Annotated in this window: 13 protein-coding genes and 1 pseudogene; 9 read left to right on the top strand and 5 right to left on the bottom strand. The window is 71.2% G+C overall.

Annotated features, from left to right (window positions below; translation table 11 throughout):
* The first annotated feature begins 278 nt into the window (after positions 1-278).
* The 6 genes and pseudogenes from AAFF41_RS44855 to AAFF41_RS44880 form a co-directional block, all read left to right on the top strand.
* Entirely contained in the window at positions 279-773 is a 495-nt protein-coding gene (locus AAFF41_RS44855) for a subtilase-type protease inhibitor (RefSeq protein ID WP_319750744.1), read from the top strand.
* Positions 774-1,170: 397 nt separating this feature from the next.
* Positions 1,171-2,025 (top strand): ABC transporter permease, encoded by an 855-nt coding sequence (locus AAFF41_RS44860; RefSeq protein WP_319750902.1) that lies wholly within the window; start codon positions 1,171-1,173, stop codon positions 2,023-2,025.
* Positions 2,022-2,909 (top strand): carbohydrate ABC transporter permease, encoded by an 888-nt coding sequence (locus AAFF41_RS44865; RefSeq protein WP_319750743.1) that lies wholly within the window; start codon positions 2,022-2,024, stop codon positions 2,907-2,909. Before AAFF41_RS44860 ends, AAFF41_RS44865 begins: the two co-directional genes overlap by 4 nt.
* Positions 2,910-2,938: 29 nt before the next feature.
* A complete protein-coding gene (locus AAFF41_RS44870; protein ID WP_319750742.1) occupies positions 2,939-4,588 on the top strand; it encodes a type 2 periplasmic-binding domain-containing protein in 1,650 nt (549 codons plus the stop codon).
* A 58-nt stretch (positions 4,589-4,646) separates the two neighbouring features.
* Positions 4,647-5,840: a LacI family DNA-binding transcriptional regulator gene (locus tag AAFF41_RS44875; protein ID WP_343326454.1), complete on the top strand. Its 1,194-nt coding sequence runs from the start codon at positions 4,647-4,649 to the stop codon at positions 5,838-5,840.
* Positions 5,837-7,716 (top strand): annotated as a pseudogene (locus AAFF41_RS44880) (DUF2264 domain-containing protein); the annotation flags it as partial. The gene AAFF41_RS44875 and the pseudogene AAFF41_RS44880, both read left to right, overlap by 4 nt.
* Here AAFF41_RS44880 and AAFF41_RS44885 read toward each other — a convergent pair.
* Positions 7,661-8,101, bottom strand: a complete 441-nt coding sequence (locus AAFF41_RS44885) for an STAS domain-containing protein (RefSeq protein ID WP_343325878.1) — start codon at positions 8,099-8,101, stop codon at positions 7,661-7,663. The pseudogene AAFF41_RS44880 and the gene AAFF41_RS44885 sit on opposite strands and share 56 nt — an antisense overlap.
* Positions 8,102-8,245: 144 nt before the next feature.
* Between AAFF41_RS44885 and AAFF41_RS44890 the strand changes: the two genes are divergently transcribed.
* Entirely contained in the window at positions 8,246-9,790 is a 1,545-nt protein-coding gene (locus AAFF41_RS44890) for a bifunctional phosphatase PAP2/diacylglycerol kinase family protein (protein ID WP_319750740.1), read from the top strand.
* A gap of 60 nt (positions 9,791-9,850) precedes the next feature.
* Here the strand turns inward: AAFF41_RS44890 and AAFF41_RS44895 are convergent, their stop codons facing one another.
* Positions 9,851-11,350, bottom strand: coding sequence for an MFS transporter (locus tag AAFF41_RS44895; protein WP_319750739.1), 1,500 nt, complete (start codon positions 11,348-11,350; stop codon positions 9,851-9,853).
* A gap of 210 nt (positions 11,351-11,560) precedes the next feature.
* On the opposite strand from AAFF41_RS44895, the gene AAFF41_RS44900 reads away from it, so the two are divergent.
* The gene (locus AAFF41_RS44900) at positions 11,561-11,914 is read left to right on the top strand and encodes an ArsR/SmtB family transcription factor (RefSeq protein ID WP_343325879.1); all 354 of its coding nucleotides are present in this window, start codon (positions 11,561-11,563) and stop codon (positions 11,912-11,914) included.
* Positions 11,915-11,919: 5 nt separating this feature from the next.
* Positions 11,920-12,456, top strand: a complete 537-nt coding sequence (locus AAFF41_RS44905; RefSeq protein ID WP_319750737.1) for an SRPBCC family protein — start codon at positions 11,920-11,922, stop codon at positions 12,454-12,456.
* Between the two features lie 37 nt (positions 12,457-12,493).
* On the opposite strand, the gene AAFF41_RS44910 is transcribed toward AAFF41_RS44905, so the two are convergent.
* From AAFF41_RS44910 to AAFF41_RS44920, 3 genes are read right to left on the bottom strand one after another with little or no spacing between them, the layout of a single operon-like run.
* A complete protein-coding gene (locus AAFF41_RS44910) occupies positions 12,494-15,319 on the bottom strand; it encodes an NHLP bacteriocin export ABC transporter permease/ATPase subunit (protein WP_343325880.1) in 2,826 nt (941 codons plus the stop codon).
* Between the two features lies 1 nt (position 15,320).
* Positions 15,321-17,543 carry an NHLP family bacteriocin export ABC transporter peptidase/permease/ATPase subunit gene (locus AAFF41_RS44915; protein ID WP_190171096.1) on the bottom strand — a complete coding sequence of 741 codons (2,223 nt, stop codon included), beginning with the start codon at positions 17,541-17,543 and terminating at the stop codon, positions 15,321-15,323.
* Positions 17,540-18,349 (bottom strand): HlyD family efflux transporter periplasmic adaptor subunit, encoded by an 810-nt coding sequence (locus tag AAFF41_RS44920; protein ID WP_343325881.1) that lies wholly within the window; start codon positions 18,347-18,349, stop codon positions 17,540-17,542. Before AAFF41_RS44920 ends, AAFF41_RS44915 begins: the two co-directional genes overlap by 4 nt.
* Positions 18,350-18,388: the final 39 nt, after the last annotated feature.

Genomic DNA, 18,388 nt, shown 5'->3' on the forward strand with positions numbered 1-18,388 from the left:
GCAAGCGGGTCCGCCGGAGGCTGAACCGGAATGTTTCAGGCCTATTGCGGAGCCGGGGGGATCCGGCCAGGAGGGTGCCCCTGGCGATCAACAACCCCTCAGTTCCGGGGCTTGAACGTTCGAATTTCGTAACTTCACGCCACTGATTCAATACTCAAGGTTACTGAAACGCATGGGGTCGATGTGTGTTTCCGGTCCGGACTCGGCAGACTCGCGCTCGCCGCACCGGCACCCAATCGAGCCGGTACTGCATTCAATCGAGCGGAAGGATGCACACAATGCCGAATACCGCGCGTTGGGCAGCGACTCTCACCCTCACGGCCGCTGCCGTCTGCGGCCCCCTCGGGGGGTCCGCCCTCGCCACCCCGGCCCACGCGACCCAGACGGCTGAGACCCGGACGGTCACGAGCCAGGCCCACGCCACGCCGGCGCTCGCCCCCTCAGGGCTCTACGCCCCCTCGGCCCTGGTGCTCACCATGGGCCACGGGGAGACCGCCGCCACCGTCACACCGGAGCGCGCGGTCACGCTGAACTGCGCCCCGACCCCCTCCGGCACCCACCCCGCCGCCTACGACGCCTGTGCCGAACTCCGGGCGGTGAACGGCGACTTCGACGCCCTGACCCTGAGAGACGGCGCACTGTGTACGCGGCAGTTCGATCCGGTGGTCGTCACCGTCCAGGGCGTCTGGCGCGGCAAGCGCGTCGCGTACGAACGGACCTTCGCCAACGAGTGCGTGAAGAACTCCTACGGGACGAGTTTCTTCGCGTTCTGAGAGACCGGGATCGCGCGGCCTTCGTGAGCGTCGAACGGGGTCAGTAGGTGGGGAGTGCGCGCCCCGAAGCACGGAGTACGACGCGATCTCGCATCGGGGGTCGGTCAGGCGGAGTGGGGCCGCCGGCCGGCCCCCGACATCTGTCTTCCCCCGCTCGGTGCCCTCGACCCCGGCTCGGCTCCCTCAACTCGTAGTTGTGTCAGAAGTGTTGACCCGGCATTGGAAACGTTTTAATTTCCCCTCACCCGACAGTCCCAGGTGAGGAGGCTCCGTGGCCGCAGTGTTGCGGGACCCCGCAGGTACAGAGGTGGTGGACCCTTCACACCGCCCCCCGATCGAGGCCCGTCGCGACTTGAAACGTTTTCATAAGCGTGGCAGCAGGGCGCTGTTCCTGCTGATGCTCCCCGGGCTCGCCTACTTCCTGGTCTTCCACTACGGCGCCCTGCTCGGCAACGTCATCGCGTTCAAGGACTACGTCCCGTTCGACGGCGTCTGGGGCAGTCGTTGGGTGGGTCTCGACAACTTCCGGCGGATGTTCGAGGACGGCGAGTTCTGGGACGCGGTCCTCAACACCCTCTGGATCGCGGTCCTGCAGATCGTCTTCTACTTCCCCGTCCCGCTCGCCCTCGCCCTGCTGCTGCACAGCCTCACCCGCAGCAGCGTCCGCCGCTTCGTGCAGTCGGTGGCCTACCTGCCGCACTTCATCTCGTGGGTGATCGTCGTCGCCCTGTTCCAGCAGGTCCTGGGCGACACGGGCATGGTGAACAGCTATCTCGGCGACGCCGGACTGCACACCGTCGACATCATCGGCAACCCCGACGCCTTCACACCGCTCGTCGTCGCCCAGGTCATCTGGAAGGACGCCGGCTGGGGCACGATCATCTTCCTCGCCGCGCTCTCCCAGGTCGACGAGCAGCAGTACGAGGCCGCGGCCATCGACGGCGCGGGCCCCTGGCGCCGCTTCTGGCACGTCACCCTGCCCGCCATCCGCGCGGTGATCGTGCTGCTGCTCATCATGCGGCTCGGCGACATCCTCTCGGTCGGCTTCGAACAGATGCTGCTCCAGCGGGATGCCGTCGGTCCGCAGGCCGCCGAGATCATCGACACCTTCGTCTACTACCAGGGCCTCGTCGGCGGCGACTACGGATTCGCCGCCGCCGCGGGCCTGTTCAAGGGTGTCGTCGGCGCCCTGCTCGTCTACGCGGCCAACAAGGTCGCCCACCGCCTCGGCGAACAGGGGGTCTACCGGTGAGCACCCATGCCCGGCCCGGCTGGATGGAGAAGCCGAGGCCCGCGACCCAGGCCGCCAAGGCCGTCGCCCTCGTCGCCGTCGTCCTGCTGGTGTGCGTGCCGTTCCTCGTCATCCTCTCCACCTCGCTCGCCTCCCAGCGGGAGGTCGTCGCGAACGGCGGCTGGGTGCTCTGGCCCCAGCACCCCACCCTCAAGGCCTACCGCGACATCCTCGACGGCGGCATCGTCACCCATTCCCTCGGCGTCAGCGCGGGCGTCACCCTCGTCGGCACCCTGCTCAGCCTCGTCTGCACCGTCACCCTCGCCTACGCGCTGTCGCGCCCCGGCGTCTTCGGCGGCAAACCGGTCCTGCTCCTGATCCTGTTCACCTTCCTCTTCCCCCCGGGGATGATCCCCGGCTTCCTGCTGGTCAAGGAGCTGGGCATGCTCGACTCGTACAGCTCGCTGATCCTTCCCGTGCTCGTGAACGTGTTCAACCTCGTCGTCCTGCGCGGCTTCTTCCAGGGGATCCCGGAGGAGCTGTACGAGGCCGCGCGGCTGGACGGGGCGGGGGACTGGCGGGTGCTGTGGTCGGTCGTACTGCCCCTGTCCAAGGCGGCCCTCGCCGTCGTCGGACTGTTCTACGCGGTGGCGTACTGGAACTCCTGGTTCTACGCCTCCCTGTATCTGGAGAGCGACCACTGGCCGCTCCAACAGGTGCTGCGCACCTACGTGGTGGCCGGTTCCGGGCTCACCGACACGACGGTCGGCGAGGGCACGGTCAACGCGCCACAGACCGTGCAGATGGCGGTCCTGGTGATCGCCACCGTACCGATCCTGCTCGTCTATCCCTTCCTCCAGAAGTACTTCACCAAGGGCGTGCTCACCGGCGCCGTCAAGAGCTGACTCCGCCCACCAGGAAAGGTCGGTTTCCCATGCCCTCCCTGTCCCGGCGCACCCTGCTGCGCTCGATGGCCGTCGGCGGCGCCGCACTCGCCGCCCCCGGCGCACTGGCCGCCTGCTCGACCGGCTCGGGTGACGGCGACGTCTCCAACGCGGGCAAGAAGCTGGCCCCTTGGCCCGCGTACAAGGCGTTCGCCGGCCCGAAGCCCGACCTCGCGCCCACCGACGCCGGGGTCCAGGCCGGCTACACGGCCTACCCCGGCGACCTGGTCACGGCCGTCTCGGGCACGCCCGGCGACGGCTCCACCGTCAAGGTCATGTCCGTGACCTTCGGTACGCCGCCCAAGCCCGCCTCCGCGAACCAGTTCTGGGCGGCGGTCGAGAAAGCGCTCGGCCTGAAGATCGAATACACGATCATCTCGCAGACCGACTACCAGAAGAAGATGGCCACGGTGATGGCCGGTGACCCGGGCGAACTGCCCGACATCATCAACGTCTTCTCCGGATTCGTGCTGCCCCGAGAGGCCCAGTTCGTGCAGCGCAGGGCCGAGGACCTCACCCCGTATCTCTCCGGCGCGGCCATCGCGGCCTATCCCAACCTCGCCAACATCCCCACCCACGCCTGGCGCGACATGGGCCGCGTCGGCGGCCGGATCTACGGCATCCCTCTGGAGCGCCCGCTGCCGGGCTCCACCCTCTGGCTCAACCAGGCCTTCTTCACCGACGCGGGGATGAAGGAGGGCTGGACCTCCCAGGACTTCGCCGCCGTCGCCAAGAAGGGCACCAGCGGAAAGAAGTACGCGCTCGGGGCCGCGACCGGCTCGCTGTTCGGCAACGCGGTGCACTCCGCCGCGCACAACGCGCCACAGGGCTGGGCCGTGGACAAGGACGGCACCTTCCACGCGAACTACGGCGACGAACGCTATAAAGCGGCGGTCGCCTATCAGGCGCAGCTCCGCAAGAACGGCTCCTACCACCCCGACGCCACCTCCCTCTCCCAGCCGGACCTGAGCACGCTCTTCCTCAACGGCACCGTCGGCTCCATGCAGGACGGATTCGGCGGGTACCTCCCCAAGTACCTGGACTCCAAGGGGCTGTTGACCCCGGCCGCCGCGCTGCCGTACAGCGTGGACGGGACACCCGGCGGGATCGTCGCCGGCCGCCGCTCCTTCGGCTACACGGTCCTGAAGAAGGCGAAGAAGGAACGCGTCGAGCTTCTCCTGCGCGTCCTGAACTATCTCGCCGCGCCCTTCGGCAGCAAGGAGTGGGAGCTCGTCCACTACGGCGTCGAGGGCACCCACTTCACCCGCGGCAAGGACGGCTCGCCGGAAGCCACCAAGCTCGGCGACGTCGAGAACAACACCAACCTGCCGCTGAAGTACCTCGCCGAGGGGCCCCAGGTGCTGTTCGTGCCGGGCATGCCCGAGGCCGTACGCGCCCTGCACGCCTGGCAGGTGAAGGTCGTCCCGGTGGCGATCCGCAACGCGTCCTTCGGGTTGCAGTCCAGCACGTACACCGCCCAGGGCACCACGCTCAGGGCGCTGATGGACGACACGGTCACCGGCGTCATCGCGGGCCGCCTGCCGCTGTCCGAGCTCGACGCGGCCGCGAGGAAATGGCGCGACCGGGGCGGCGACAGAATGGCCGAGGAGTTCGCGAAGGACTACGCCGCCAATACCTGAGGCGGCGGAGGCGGTCGAAGGAGAGGCGCGGGGGATGGGCATGGGGATGGGGAACGACATGACGTCGAAGGGGCGGGTCACGATCCGCGAGGTGGCCGAGCGGGCCGGAGTGTCCATGGCCACGGTCTCGCGCGTGCTCAGCGGCAACCACCCGGTGCCCGCGTCCACCAGGGCCCGGGTGCTGCGCGCCGCCCGCGACCTCGACTACGTCGCCAACGCGCACGCCCGCGCCCTGGTCGGCGGCGGCCGCAAGATGGTCGCCGTCGTCCTGCGCCAGGTCACCAGCCCCTTCTACGCCCAGGTCGCCGAGGGCGTGGAGGCGGAGGCCGCCGCCCGCGGCTGGCTCTGCCTGGTCGGCACCACGGGCGGTGACCCGGGGCGCGAGCTGGAGTTTGTCCAGCTGATGCGCGAGGAGGGGGCGCGGTTGGTGATCCTGGTCGGCGGGGTCGTCGAGGACGACGCCTACCGCGAGCGCGTCGCGCACTACGCCCAGGCCCTCGCCTCGGCCGGCGCGCGGCTCGTCCTGTGCGGGAGGCCCGCGCCGGATCCCGACATCCCGGCGCTCGTCGTCGAGTTCGACAACGAGGCCGGGGCACGCGCGATCACCGGCCATCTGCTCTCGGCCGGCCACCGCCGGATCGTCTTCCTCGGCGGCCTGCCCGGCAACACGGCCCTCGACGCCCGCGTCGCCGGATACCGGGCCGCACTCGCCGAACACGGCCTGGGTCCCGAGGCCGCCCACGTCGTCGACTGCGGCCTGGGCCGGGCGGCGGGCCACCGCGCGATGACGGAACTGCTCAAGGCGGGCGGGGACCCGGGCCCCGGTGACACCGCCACCCCCGACACCGCCACCTCGGGTACCGCCATCCTCGACACCGCCACCCGCGACGCCGCAGACCCAGGTACCGCCACCCCGGACACCGCCCCCGCGCGCTTCACCGCGGTCTTCGCCGGGGACGACATGGTCGCCGCCGGAGCCCTGCGGGCCATCGCCGACGCCGGGCTGCGCGTGCCCCAGGACATCTCGGTGGTCGGCTACAACGACATCCCGCTCGCCGAGGACTTCAACCCCCCGCTCACCACCGTCCGCACCCCCGCCGAGGAACTCGGTCGCGCCGCCGTCCGCATCGCCCTGCGCGACCCCGAACACGCGGCGGGCGCCCACCACTTGCTCGGCACCCACATCGTCGTGCGCGACAGCGTCCAGCCGCCCCCGCCCGGCATAGAAGACGGAGGATCCACCCCCGTATGACCGTCCCGCATGTGTCGCTCACCACCCCGACGCACCTGCCGCCCCCCGACCCCACCACCTCACCGGTCACCGGCTGGACCCGGGCCCACTGGGAGGCGACGGCCGACCGCCTCCTGGACGGACTGCTCCGTCATGCCTCACCCACCTCGGCCCAGTACCGGCTGCCCGGCCGGGCCAGTCGCTCCGGCCCCTGGTCCGACGGCCTCGAGGGCTACGCGCGTTCCTTCCTGCTCGCCGCCTTCCGTATCGCGGGCTCCGGCGGCCGGGTGGGTCCAGCGCTGATCGAGCGCTACGCGGCCGGGCTCACCGCCGGGACGGACCCGCAGGGCCCGGACCGGTGGCCGCCGATCACCGACAGGGGCCAGCCCATGGTCGAGGCCGCCTCCGTCGCGATCGCCCTGCACGAGACGCGCCCCTGGATCTGGGACCGCCTCGACGACTCCGTACGCGGCCGCGTCGTCGACTGGCTGAGCGGCTTCATCGGAGCGAGGGTCAACGACTCCAACTGGCGGCTCTTCCAGGTCATCACGGAGGAGTTCCTCGCCTCGGTCGGAGCCACGCACAGCCGGGACGAGATCGACGCCGGTCTTGCGCGGCTGGGGGACTGGTATCGGGGGAGGGCTGGTACACGGACGGCGACGGCCGCAAGTTCGACTACTACAACGCCTGGGCCCTGCACCTGTATCCGGTGCTGTGGGCGCGCGTCGCCGGATCGCGGGCCGACCCGGAGCTGGTCGCCGAGCACCGTGCCCGGCTACGCGCATTCCTCGGCGTCCATCAGTACTTCTTCGGCGCGGACGGCGCCCCCGTGCACCAGGGCCGCTCCCTCACCTACCGCTTCGCGACCACCGCACCCCTGTGGGCGGGCGTCCTCGCCGACGCGACCCCGCTGGCACCGGGCCTGACCCGACGCCTCGCCTCCGGAGCCCTGAAGCACTTCGCCGAACGCGGTGTGCCCGACGACAGGGGGCTGCTGTCGCTCGGCTGGTACCGCCCCTTTCTCCCGGTCACCCAGCGCTACTCGGGACCCGCCTCCCCGTACTGGGCGAGCAAGGCGTTCCTCGGCCTGCTGCTCCCCGCCGACCACCCCGTGTGGACGGCCCCCGAGGAGCCAGGACCGGTGGACACGGCCGACTCGTGCGTGGCGCTGCCCGTCCCGGGCTGGCTCCTGCACTCGACGGCCGCCGACGGCGTCGTACGCCTGGTGAACCACGGCAGCGACCGTCTGCCGCCCCCGCCCGCACCGGACGAGGACAGTCCGCACTACACGAGGTTCGCGTACGCGAGCGCGGCCGCGCCCGACACCGAGGGCGCGGGGATCGACAACCAGCTCGCGCTGGTCGCGACGGACGGCACGCGCTCCCGGCGCGGCCGGATCCATCCGCTGGGCGCGGCCGGGCGCCACGCCGCCTCCTGGCACACGGCACGTCTGGCGGGCGCCGAGCACCGCATCGAGACGACCAGCGTGGTGCACGGTCCGTGGGAGGTCCGGGTGCACCGGGTGGTGGGGCCGCGCGGCGTGGTCGTACGGGAAGGGGGGTGGGCGCTGGCCGAGGACGCCGGGCCGCCGACGGAGGGCACGGGGCCGCGATGGGCGCGGGCGCGACGCCCGGACGGGCTGACGAGCGCGGTCGTCGGACTGCTCGGCTGGGACGTGTCGGGAAACGGCCTGGTCGCGCGGGCCAGGGACGCCAACGCCTATGGGGTCCATTCGGCGACTCCCCATCTCGTGCTGCCCGTTCACCCCGGCGGGGTCCATCTCCTCGTCACCCTGGTGGTCCTCGGCCGCGATCCCGAACTCGTCGGTGCGGGCGCCCGGGTCACGACCGGGGGCGGGGTTCTGATCCGCTTTCCGGACGGGACGGAGGAGGAACTGCCGGGCGGTTCTGCGGGTCTGTCGATTCCGGTGGTTCCGGGAGGTCGGCCAGCGGCGGAAAGCGGCTGAGCAGGTGCGCGGCGCGCAGGAGGCGGTGGACGCGCGGCCCGTCGGAGACGACGCGGAGCCGTCCGCCGCGCTCCCGCGCCCGCGTCTCGGCGCGGCACAGTACGCGCAGGCCCGAGCAGTCGAAGAAGGCCACCCGGCGCAGATCGACCAGCACGTCCGGCTCGGCCCGAGCCGTCGCCGCCGACAGATGCTCGGTCAGCGCCTCCGCCGTCGCGATGTCGATCTCTCCCGTCACCTCGACCACGGTGAACGGACCGCGCGGATAACTGTGGGCGTAGGGGTTGGTCGAGGGAAGCCCGGAATCTGCGAGGGTCATGTGGTCTCGCTAGATACCCCGGCCTGGCCGGAAACATCCTCCAGCTCGGTACGGACACGATCCCGTTCACTCGAACGGGTGAATATTGAGGATGGTGTATTGACTGGGGATGCCGAGGTGGGCCGGGTGCCGTAGCCGTGGGACATGAGAGTTCTCGGCGAGTGGGACCGACGGCTGTTCACGCGGGTGGCCGCGGCACGGGTGCCCGGCGCGGATCCGGCGCTGCGACGGCTCAGCCGCTCCGCCGATCACGGACGTCTTTGGCTCGGTACGGCGGCCGGTCTCGCGCTCGTCGGGGGCCGGTCGCCGCGCCGGGCGGCCCTGCGGGGCGTGGGCTCGCTCGCGATCGCCTCGCTGACCGTCAACACCGTCGTGAAGTGGAGCACCCGGCGGCCCCGTCCGCTGCTGGAGCACGTGCCCTCGATCCGGCACCTGAAGCGTCAGCCGCACACCACCTCCTTCCCCTCCGGCCACTCCGCCTCGGCGGCGGCGTTCGCCACCGGAGTCGCCCTGGAGTCGGCCGGATACGGCGCCCTGGTCGCACCCTTCGCTGCCGCCGTCGCCTTCTCGCGGGTGTACGTCGGGGTGCACTATCCCGGAGACGTGCTGGCCGGGATGGCGATCGGCGTCGCAGCCGCCGCGCTCACCTGCCGCTGGTGGCCGCCGCGCCCCGCGCTCCCGGCGCGCGAACGGCCCTCAGCGCCCGCGCCCGCGCTGCCCGGCGGCGAAGGACTCGTCGTCTTCGTCAACACCCCGGCCGGGACGGAGGCGCCCGGCACACCGTTGTCGCCCGTCGAGCGGCTGCGCGGGCTGCTGCCCCGGGCCGAACTGGTCGAGCGCGGCCCGGACGACGACTTCGCCGCGCTGCTGGAGCGGGCGGTGGACAGGGCGGTCGAGCGGGCCGGGGTGGCGCGCGGTGCGCTCGGTGTGTACGGGGGTGACGGCAGTGTCAACGCGGCGGCCCGCGCGGCGGCCGGGCGGGGGCTCGCTCTCGCGGTGTTCCCCGGCGGCACCCTCAACCACTTCGCCCAGGACGTCGGCGTACGGGATGTCGAGGACACCGCCGTCGCGGTCGGACGGGGCGAGGCGGTGGCCGTGGACCTCGGCGTGGCGCGGTCCACGGCGGGTCACGAGGTGCGGTTCCTCAACACCTTCAGCATCGGGCTGTACCCCGAACTCGTCCGGATCCGGGAGCACTTGGAGCGGCGCATGGGCAAGTGGCCGGCGGTGGCCGTCGCCCTCGTCCGGGTGCTGCGCACCGCGACGCCCGTGGAACTGAGCGTCAATGGGCATCGTCGCCGGCTGTGGCTGCTCTTCGCGGGCAACGGCCGCTACGAACCCCAGGGCTTCGCTCCCGCCTACCGGCCCCGACTGGACGACGGGCTGATCGATCTGCGCCTGATCGAAGGCGAACACCGGCTCGCCCGCACCCGGGTGATCGTCTCCGCGCTCGCCGGCACGCTCGGCCGGTCCCGGGTCTATGGAGCGGAGGTGGTTCCGTGGGTCGAGCTGGCGGACCTCGGCGGTACGGACACACTCGCGTACGACGGTGAAGTCGCGCCCGCGCCAACCGGGTTGAGGCTGGAGAAGGAGCGGCGGACGCTCGTCGTGTACCGGCCCTCCGTCACGGAACGAACCCGACCGGCATCCCCGGCCGCCCGCCGCGACCGCCCGCCGCCGCAGACGTGAGAGGGGCCGCCGTCTCCCTGCAGACGGCGGCCCCTCGGCCTGTGGGTGATCACACGGGACCTACATGTGGACGGCCCGCACGGCGTCCGGGTCCGCGTCCAGGGTTCCGCGGCGGTAGAGCAGGAAGGCGATCACCGCGCCTGCGGCGAAGAAGCCGGCCGACCACCAGAAGGCGGTGGTGTAGCTCTCGATCGTCGCCTGCGCCTGGACCAGCTTGCTGGTCGCGTCCTTGCCGGCGAGATAGCTCGTCGCGGCGCTCGCGGCCAGCGTGTTCAGCAGCGCCGTACCGATCGAACCGCCCACCTGCTGCATGGTGTTGACCGTCGCGGAGGCGACCCCCGCGTCCTCCGCCGCGATCCCGCTGGTGGCCAGCGACATGGCGGGCGGCATCACGATGCCGAGGCCCGCGCCGATCAGAAGCAGCGGCGGCAGCACGGCGGTCGAGAAGTCGGAGGCGACTCCGATGCCGGTCAGCCAGGCCATGCCGCCCACCGCGATCGCGAAGCCCGCCGGGATGACGACCTTCGGTCCGATCCGCGGCACCAGGACGGTGGTGGAGACCTGGGCCATGACCATCAGGGCCGCCATCATCGGCAGGAACGCCACACCCGTCTTGGTGGGGCTGAAGCCCAGGTTCAGCTGCAGGTAGTAGGTGAGGAAGAGGAAGACGCCGAACATGCCCGCACCGGTGATCAGAACGGTGACGAAGGACGCGGCACGGTTGCGGTCGAGCAGCACGCGCATCGGGAGCAGCGGGTGCCCGGCGCGCGTCTGCCACCAGGCGAACGCGCTCAGCAGGACACCACCGGCGATGAGGAAGCCCCAGGTCAGGGGTGAACTCCAGTCGTGCGTCTCGGCGTTGGAGAAGCCATAGACCAGGGCGAAGAGACCGGAGGAGACCAGCAGCGTGCCCGGCAGGTCGAGCTTGGAGTTCGCGGCGTCACGGTGATTGCTCAGCAGCACCCAGCCACCGGCGAAGGCGACGACCGCGAAGACGAGGTTGACGAACAGCGTCCAGCGCCAGTCGAGCGCGTCGGTCAGCACACCGCCGAGCAGGAGGCCCACCGCGCCACCGGCACCGGCGATCGCCCCGTAGACACTGAACGCCTTGGCGCGTTCCTTGGCGTCGGTGAACGTCGTGTTCAGCAGCGAGAGCGCGGCGGGCGCGAGCAGCGCGCCGAAGACACCCTGCAGGGCGCGCGCGGTGACCAGCATCCCGAAGCTGGTGGAGGCGCCGCCGAGCACCGAGGCTCCGGCGAATCCGGCGATACCGATGAGGAAGGCGGGCTTGCGTCCGAAGAGGTCGGCGATGCGTCCGCCGAGCAGCAGCAGGGAGGCGAAGGCCAGCGAGTACGCCGTGACGATCCACTGCCGGTTGCCGTCGGAGAAGCCGAGGTCCGCCTGGGCGGAGGGGAGGGCGATGTTCACGATGGTGGCGTCGAGGACCACCATCAGCTGGGCGATGCCGATGATCGAGAGGATCCACCACCGCTTCGACGATGGAGTGGACGAGCCGTCCACGGTGCCCTTGCGGGCACCTTCGGTCAGGGTCTGGGACATGGGAGAACCACTCCAGGGAAGTCGCTCAGGGATGACAGGAACATAAACGAAACTGTTTCGTACACCTCGACACTAGAACACCCCCAGCGAAACGGCAACGTTTCGCTGGGGGTGCCGGGTGAGGTGGCCGTCACAGTGGTGGCCGGAGTCGGCCGGCCACTGATGTGTATGCCTTGACGGGAATATAACCGTCGAGGCATATTGGGGCCCATGTCCGACGCCACCCTCTGGACCGCTCTCGCCGACCCCCACCGTCGTGCGATCGTCGCGCTGCTCCTTGAGCGCCCGCGGCCGGTCGGAGAGATCGTGGAGGCGTGCGGTCTGAGCCAGCCGAGCACGTCGAAGCATCTGCGGGTGCTCCGGGACGCGGGCCTGGTGCGCGTACGACAGGACGCGCAACGCCGTGTCTACGCCCTCGACCCGGCCCCGATCGCCGCACTCGACGTCTGGCTGACCCCGTACCGGAAGCTGTGGAACGAGAGCCTTGACGCACTCGGCCGCCGCCTGGACAAGGCGGCGGGGGAGCCGTCGGACCCCCCGGAAGACCCCACTCCTAAGGACTGAGCCACATGTCCGCCGAACCCACCGCGCTCACCGGCACCTACCTCACCCTCGACGACGGCCGCCCCGCCGTCCGCTTCAGCCGCACCTACGACCACCCCGTCGACCGCGTCTGGCGGTTCGTGACCGACCCGGACGAACTGGTCGAGTGGTTCCCGTCCCGGGCCGAGATCGAGCTGCGCCCCGGCGGCACGATCAGGTTCAGCGGCGACCCGAACATGCCCGAGTCCACGGGCCGGGTCCTCGCCGTCGACCCGCCCCGGCACCTCTCCTTCGACTGGGGCGGCGACGAGCTCCGGTTCGACCTCGACGCCCTGGACGAGAAGCGCACCCACTTCACCCTCACCCACGTCCTCGGGGCCGAGAACACCGCCGCCCGCAACGGCGCCGGCTGGGAGGTGTGCCTCGCCGCCCTGGACGCGAAGGCCCGCGGCGAGCGTTTCGAGGGCCCGCACGCCGGGGCCACCGCGCCCTGGAAGGAGATCTACGCCCGTTACGTCGAGGCCGGGGTCCCGTCCGGTGCTCCGGTACCGGGCATGGACTGACGACGCCCCGGTGCCGGGAGGGACCGATGGCGCCGACTCAGGCCAGCTGCCGGCGCACCAGCTCGTGCAGCCGCCCGCCCGTGTCCGCGAGCAGATGCGCGGGCGGGCCCTGCTGGGCGACCCGGCCGTCCTCCATCACGATGACACGGTCCGCGTCCAGCACCGTGGACAGCCGGTGCGCGATCACGATCCGGGTGGCGTTGAGCGCCCGGGTGCTCTCGATGACCGTGCGCTGGGTCTCGTTGTCGAGCGCGCTGGTCGCCTCGTCGAAGAAGAGGATACGGGGCCGCCGGATCAGCGCCTGGGCGATCATCAGGCGCTGCCGCTGGCCGCCCGAGATCGCGCCGCTGCCGGAGACGATGGTGTGCAACCCCATCGGCATCCGCTGGATGTCCTCGGCCAGACCGGCCATCTCGGCCGCCGCCATCGCCTCCTCGGGCGTGTACGGCTCGGTGCCGCAGATGCAGTCCAGGATCGAGCCGGTGAACGGCTGGGCGTGCTGGAGCACCACACCGCACTGACGGCGTACGGCGGACTGGTCGAGCGCGCCCAGGTCCTGCCCGTCGTAGAGCACACTGCCCGAGACCGGCTTGTCGAAGCCGATCAGCAGCCGCAGCAGCGTGGACTTCCCGCAGCCGCTGGGGCCGACGATCGCCACGAACTCGCCGGGCTTGATGTCGAACGACACGTCGTCCAGGACCAGCGGGCCGTCGTCGGCGTACCGGAAGGACAGCCGCCGGGCCTCGATCGCACCGGACAGCACCCCGGGGCGGGTGCTCGCCACCCGCACCTCCGGCGTGGCGTCGAGCACCGGCTTGATCTCCTCGAACATCGGCAGCGCGGCCGCCGCCGACACGAACGCACCGGTCACCTGGGTGACCGAGGTCAGCAGCATCGTCATCGACGTGCTGAAGGTCAGGAAGTCGGCGGCCGACAGCGAGCCGCGCGCCGGACCCGCGAGCAGCATGAACATCAGCAGCGAGCACAACGGCAGGTACACCGCGCCCATCACCGTCGTGAGGTTCTTGATGCGGCCGACCTTCTGCTGGAGCTCACGGCTGCGCGCGAACTCGCCCGCCCAGGCGGCGTACGCGTAGTTCTCGGCCGCCGCGACCCGCAGCTTGGGCAGACCGCGCAGGGTCTGGAACGCCTGGTTGTTCAGCTTGTTGCTGAGCACGACCAGGCGGCGCTGCCAGCGCACCTGCCACAGTCCGAGCCCGAGGAACGCGGCCGCGATGACGACGAGCATGCCGATCGCGGCGAGCGCCAGGGGCACGCTGTACCAAAGGAGCAGCCCCAGGTTCATCGCGCCGACCGTGCCCGCCTGTGCGAGCGTCGGTCCGACGCCCGCGAGGAGGCGGCGGATCGCGCTGATGCCCATGGCGGCGCTGGCCAGCTCACCGGTCGAGCGGGACGTGAAGAACTTCGTGGGCAGCCTCAGCAGCCGGTCCCACACGGCCGGTTGGAGCGTCGCCTCGATGCGCCCCTCCATCCGCAGCATCGTGAGGTTCTGGAGCAGCATGAACGCGGCCGACACGATGCTGGTGACCATGATGGCCAGACAGACCTGCACGATCAGGCCGTGCTGGGCCTTGGGCACGTACGCGCCGAGCACCTGGCCGGTGGCGATCGGCACCAGCGCGCCGATCGCGACGGTGACGAGACCGCTGATCGCGAGGTTGCGCAGGTCGCCGCCGGTGCCCTGGAGGCAGAAGCGCAGCAGCCGCAGCGGGCTCAGCTTCCGCTCGGGCAGCGGCCGGTAGAACATCACGGCCCGCGCCCCGAACTCCGGCGCGTTGGCCTTCTCGACCGGGGTCTCCCGCCCCGAAGACGGCTGTACGGCCACGTATCCGCCGCGCCGCCACAGCAGCGCGACCGGGGAGCCCGACACGGCGCGGTGGCCCACCAGCGGGCCGATGTTGTCGCGCCACCAGCGGCCGTCGAGGCGTACGGCACGGGTGCGGACGCGCGAGGCGAGCGCGATCCGCTCCACCGGGTCGAGCCGGTCGCTCTCGGTGCCGCTCTGCGCGGACTCGGCGAGGGTGATCCCGGACGCGCGGGCGACCAGCTTGCAGGCGGCGTACGTGGCGTCCGCGTCGGCCGCCGTCGGGCGCTTGGACGACTTGCCGATCGACGCCAGCAGGGTCCGGTCGGCCTGGGCGCGGACGGCCTCGCCCGCCTTGATGCCCGCCGCCGTACGGTCCTCGTGGCTGGCCTCCAACTGCTCGATCCAGCGGTCGAGCGTGGACAGCAGCCGGTACTGCTGGTCGACCATGCCCTGCCAGACACCGGAGTCCATCAGCAGATCGGCCGCCGCCTCGGCGCCGTACAGGGAGCCGTACTGGACACTTCCGGGCGGCACCTGCATCCAGAAGACGTCGTCGTCGGTCAGCGCGGCGGCGTTCTCCGTGGCCATCGGCGCCTGGAAGAGAATGGACAGGCTGCGGCCGACGCCGAGGGCGAGGGCGTACTCCAGCGGGCTCGACGTCGGCGGTACGTACTGGGGGTTGCCGTAGTCGTCGTAGGACCAGGTCTGGGTGTCCACCGGCTGGTACAGCTCGCGCAGCACGATCCGGCGCACCACACAGTCCCGCAACGGCCGCCCCACGAGGGTGTGTTGCGGGCCCGCGACGGGGCCGAGCAGCAGGGAGCCCGCTTCGAGGCGGCCGAGGTGGTGCCAGTGGCCCTGCTGGACCGCGTCGACCGCGAACAGGTCCATGGCGCCCGCCGCCACCAGCCAGAGGACCTGCGGTCCTTCCAGATCGAGGCGTCCGAGGCCGGAGCAGTCGACCGGCGTTCCCATGCCGCCGAGCGCGCCGAGGACGAGGTCTCCCTCGCGTGCGCCCTCATGAACCGTGGTCATCTCATCGCTCCTTGACCAGCTCGGCGTACGGACCGCCGGCCGCCACCAGGGCGTCGTGCCGCCCGCGTTCCACGATCGTGCCGTGCTGCAGCACGACGATCTCGTCGCTGTCGCGCACCGTGCTGAGCCGGTGCGCGATCACCACACAGGCGCAGCCGCGCTTGCGCAGGTTGTCGATGACCGTCTGCTCGGTCTCGGCGTCCAGCGCGCTGGTCACCTCGTCGAGCACCAGGATGCTGGGCCGGCGCACCAAAGCCCGTGCGATCTCCAGGCGTTGGCGCTGGCCACCGGAGAAGTTGCGGCCGTCCTGCTCGACCCGGCTGTGGATGCCACCGGGGCGGCGCGTGACGACGTCGTACAGCGCCGCGTCCTCCAACGCCGCGACCACGGCCTCGTCGGGGATCGACGGATCCCACAGGGCCACGTTGTCGCGGACCGTCCCCTCGAAGAGGAACACGTCCTGGTCGACGAAGGAGACGGAGGCGGCGAGCGCGCCGCGCGGGATGTCCTCCAGCCGCTGCCCGTCGATGCGGATGGTGCCCTCCCACGGGGCGTACAGGCCCGATATGAGCCTGGAGACCGTGGACTTGCCGCTGCCCGAGCCGCCGACCAGGGCCACCTGCTGGCCCGGGCCGACCGTCAGGGAGAAGCCGGTGAGCAGGGGTTTGTCGAGCGGGCTGTAGCCGAACGTGATGTTCTCCAGCTCGACATGACCCTGGAGCCGGCGGGTGGACTCGCCGCTGCCGGAGCGGGCGTAGAGCGGGTCGGTCTGGAAGTTCTCGACGTCCTTGAGCCGGGCCACGTCGGCGGCGAAGTCCTGGATGCGGCCCGCGACGCCGTTGAGCCGGGTGAGGGGCGCGGTGAAGCGGGTGACCAGGGCCTGGAAGGCGACGAGCAGACCGACGGAGATGTGTCCCTCGACCGCCCGCAGACCGCCGATCCACAGGATCAGCGCGGAGTTGAGCGTCGCGAGCGTCGGTGCGACCACGCCCAGCCAGGCGCTCGGCACCCCGAGGCGCTGCTGCTCCTCCAGCGTGGTCGCGTGCTGCCCGGCCCACTTGCGGAAGTAGCCGTCCTCCCCGCCGGTCGCCTTCATCGTCTCGATCAACTGGAGCCCGGTGTAGGCGGTGTTGGTGAGGCGCGCGTTGTCGGCGCGCAGCTTCGCCGTACGGGTGGCGCGCAGCCGGATCACCACGCGCATCGCGATCACGTTGAGCAGCGCGACGCCGATGCCTACGGCCGTGAGCTGCGGGTCGTAGGTGTAGAGGAGCACCGCGTACAGGACGACCACGATCGCGTCCACGCCGGCCGCCGCGAGGTCGCGGGCCAGGGTCTCGGCCACCGCGTCGTTCGACTGGAGCCGCTGCACCAGGTCGGCCGGGCTGCGCTGGGAGAAGAAGGTGACGGGAAGCCGCAGCAGATGGCGCAGGAAGCGGGCGCTGGAGAGCGTGGAGGAGATGATCCGGCCGTGCAGCAGGTTCGCCTGCTGGAGCCAGGTCAGCACGACGGTCAGCGCCACACAGGCGCCCATCGACGCGAACAGCACGCCCAGCAACGAGGTCCGGCCGCCGATGAGATACGTGTCGATGTACGTCCGGCTCAGCGCGGGGACCGCCGCGCCGACCGCGACCAGCAGCAGGCTCGCCAGCACGGCCGCGGGCATCGTGCCCGAGGTGCCGCGCAGCCGGGCCGGCATGGCACCCAGGACGCCAGGCTTGCGGCCGCCCTTGTGGAAGTCGGGCCCCGGCTCCATGACCAGCACCACACCCGTGAAGCTGGTGTCGAAGTCCTCCATCGGCACGAAACGGCGGCCCTTGCCGGGGTCGTTGATGTGCACCCCGCGCCGACCGAAACGGCGGCCCATGCCGTCGTAGACGACGTAGTGGTTGAACTCCCAGAACAGGATCGCGGGCGCCTTCACTTCGGCGAGCGCGGCCGTGTCCATCTGCATGCCCTTGGCCGTGAGGCCGTAACTGCGCGCCGCCTTGAGCAGGTTGCTGGCGCGTGAGCCGTCCCGGGAGACACCGCAGGCGATGCGCAGCTCTTCGAGGGGGATGTGGCGGCCGTAGTGGCCGAGCACCATGGCCAGGGAGGCGGCGCCACACTCCACGGCCTCCATCTGGAGGACGGTGGGGGTGCGGACCGTCTTCCCCTTCGCCTTGGGGACGGTGCGCTTGGGCGGGGCGGTGCGGCGTCTGCTCCGGGTGTCTGGTGCGGTGGTCACGGCAGGAGCCAATCGACGGGGCGCTGATCGGCCAGGCGGATCGAACCCGTGGCCAGGGTCATGGAGGTGAGCGCGAACGGCGGCCCGTCGGCCGAGGACCACTTCAGGCCGCTCTTCGTCGCGGCGGAGCGGTCGAGGCGGACCAGGACGGCCACCGGCCTGCCCTTCTTGGTGAATTGTTCGCCGAGTTGGCTGTCACCGAGGAAGGAGGAGATCTGCTGGGGGGTCTGCACGCTCCGGCCGACCGCCTTCACATGGCCGCGCAGTACCCCGTACTGCTGGGTCGGCACCGACTGCACGGTGAGGTCGACCGCGGCGTTCGCGGGGATGGTGGCGGCGCTCTCGGCGGGGACGTACACCGTCGCGTAGAGCGGATCGTCGGCGTGGGCGACCTTCTCCACGGCGGCGACGTTCGCGCCGGTCGAGATGATCGCGCCGATGGTGGCGGCCAGCGCGGTGACGCGTCCCGCGGCGACCGTGCGGACGACGGTCGTAGCGCCCTGGGTCGTACGGACCTTGAGCACCGGCGCGTTCGCGGCGAGCCGTTCGCCCTCCTGGGCGACGACCTCGGTGACCTGCCCCGCGACGGGGCTCTGCAGGATGTAGCTGCCCTCGCCGTGGGTGAGGACGGCGGGCGCGCTCACGGTGGACGCCACCGTGCCCGTCACGGCCCAGACGGACGCCGCCGCCATGACGACCACCGTCACGGACAGGGCGAGCCAGCCCTGGGGGCGGGCGAAGCGCACCGGAAGGTCGAGCTCTTCGGGCGACTGCAGCTTGGCGAGGGCCTGTTGGCGGAACTGCACGGGACTTCCCTCACCTGTTCGAGAGGTTTATGGCATCCG

Source organism: Streptomyces mirabilis, assembly GCF_039503195.1.
Taxonomy (GTDB): Bacteria; Actinomycetota; Actinomycetes; order Streptomycetales; family Streptomycetaceae; genus Streptomyces; species Streptomyces mirabilis_D.

Bases quoted from the DNA above. Each gene is read 5' to 3' on its own strand.
- AAFF41_RS44885 (WP_343325878.1), bottom strand. From the start codon at position 8,101: ATGACCCTCGCAGATTCCGGGCTTCCCTCGACCAACCCCTACGCCCAC.
- AAFF41_RS44860 (WP_319750902.1), top strand. From the start codon at position 1,171: ATGCTCCCCGGGCTCGCCTACTTCCTGGTCTTCCACTACGGCGCCCTG.
- AAFF41_RS44900 (WP_343325879.1), top strand. From the start codon at position 11,561: ATGTCCGACGCCACCCTCTGGACCGCTCTCGCCGACCCCCACCGTCGT.
- AAFF41_RS44855 (WP_319750744.1), top strand. From the start codon at position 279: ATGCCGAATACCGCGCGTTGGGCAGCGACTCTCACCCTCACGGCCGCT.
- AAFF41_RS44895 (WP_319750739.1), bottom strand. From the start codon at position 11,350: ATGTCCCAGACCCTGACCGAAGGTGCCCGCAAGGGCACCGTGGACGGC.
- AAFF41_RS44870 (WP_319750742.1), top strand. From the start codon at position 2,939: ATGCCCTCCCTGTCCCGGCGCACCCTGCTGCGCTCGATGGCCGTCGGC.
- AAFF41_RS44890 (WP_319750740.1), top strand. From the start codon at position 8,246: ATGAGAGTTCTCGGCGAGTGGGACCGACGGCTGTTCACGCGGGTGGCC.
- AAFF41_RS44910 (WP_343325880.1), bottom strand. From the start codon at position 15,319: ATGACCACGGTTCATGAGGGCGCACGCGAGGGAGACCTCGTCCTCGGC.
- AAFF41_RS44905 (WP_319750737.1), top strand. From the start codon at position 11,920: ATGTCCGCCGAACCCACCGCGCTCACCGGCACCTACCTCACCCTCGAC.
- AAFF41_RS44875 (WP_343326454.1), top strand. From the start codon at position 4,647: ATGACGTCGAAGGGGCGGGTCACGATCCGCGAGGTGGCCGAGCGGGCC.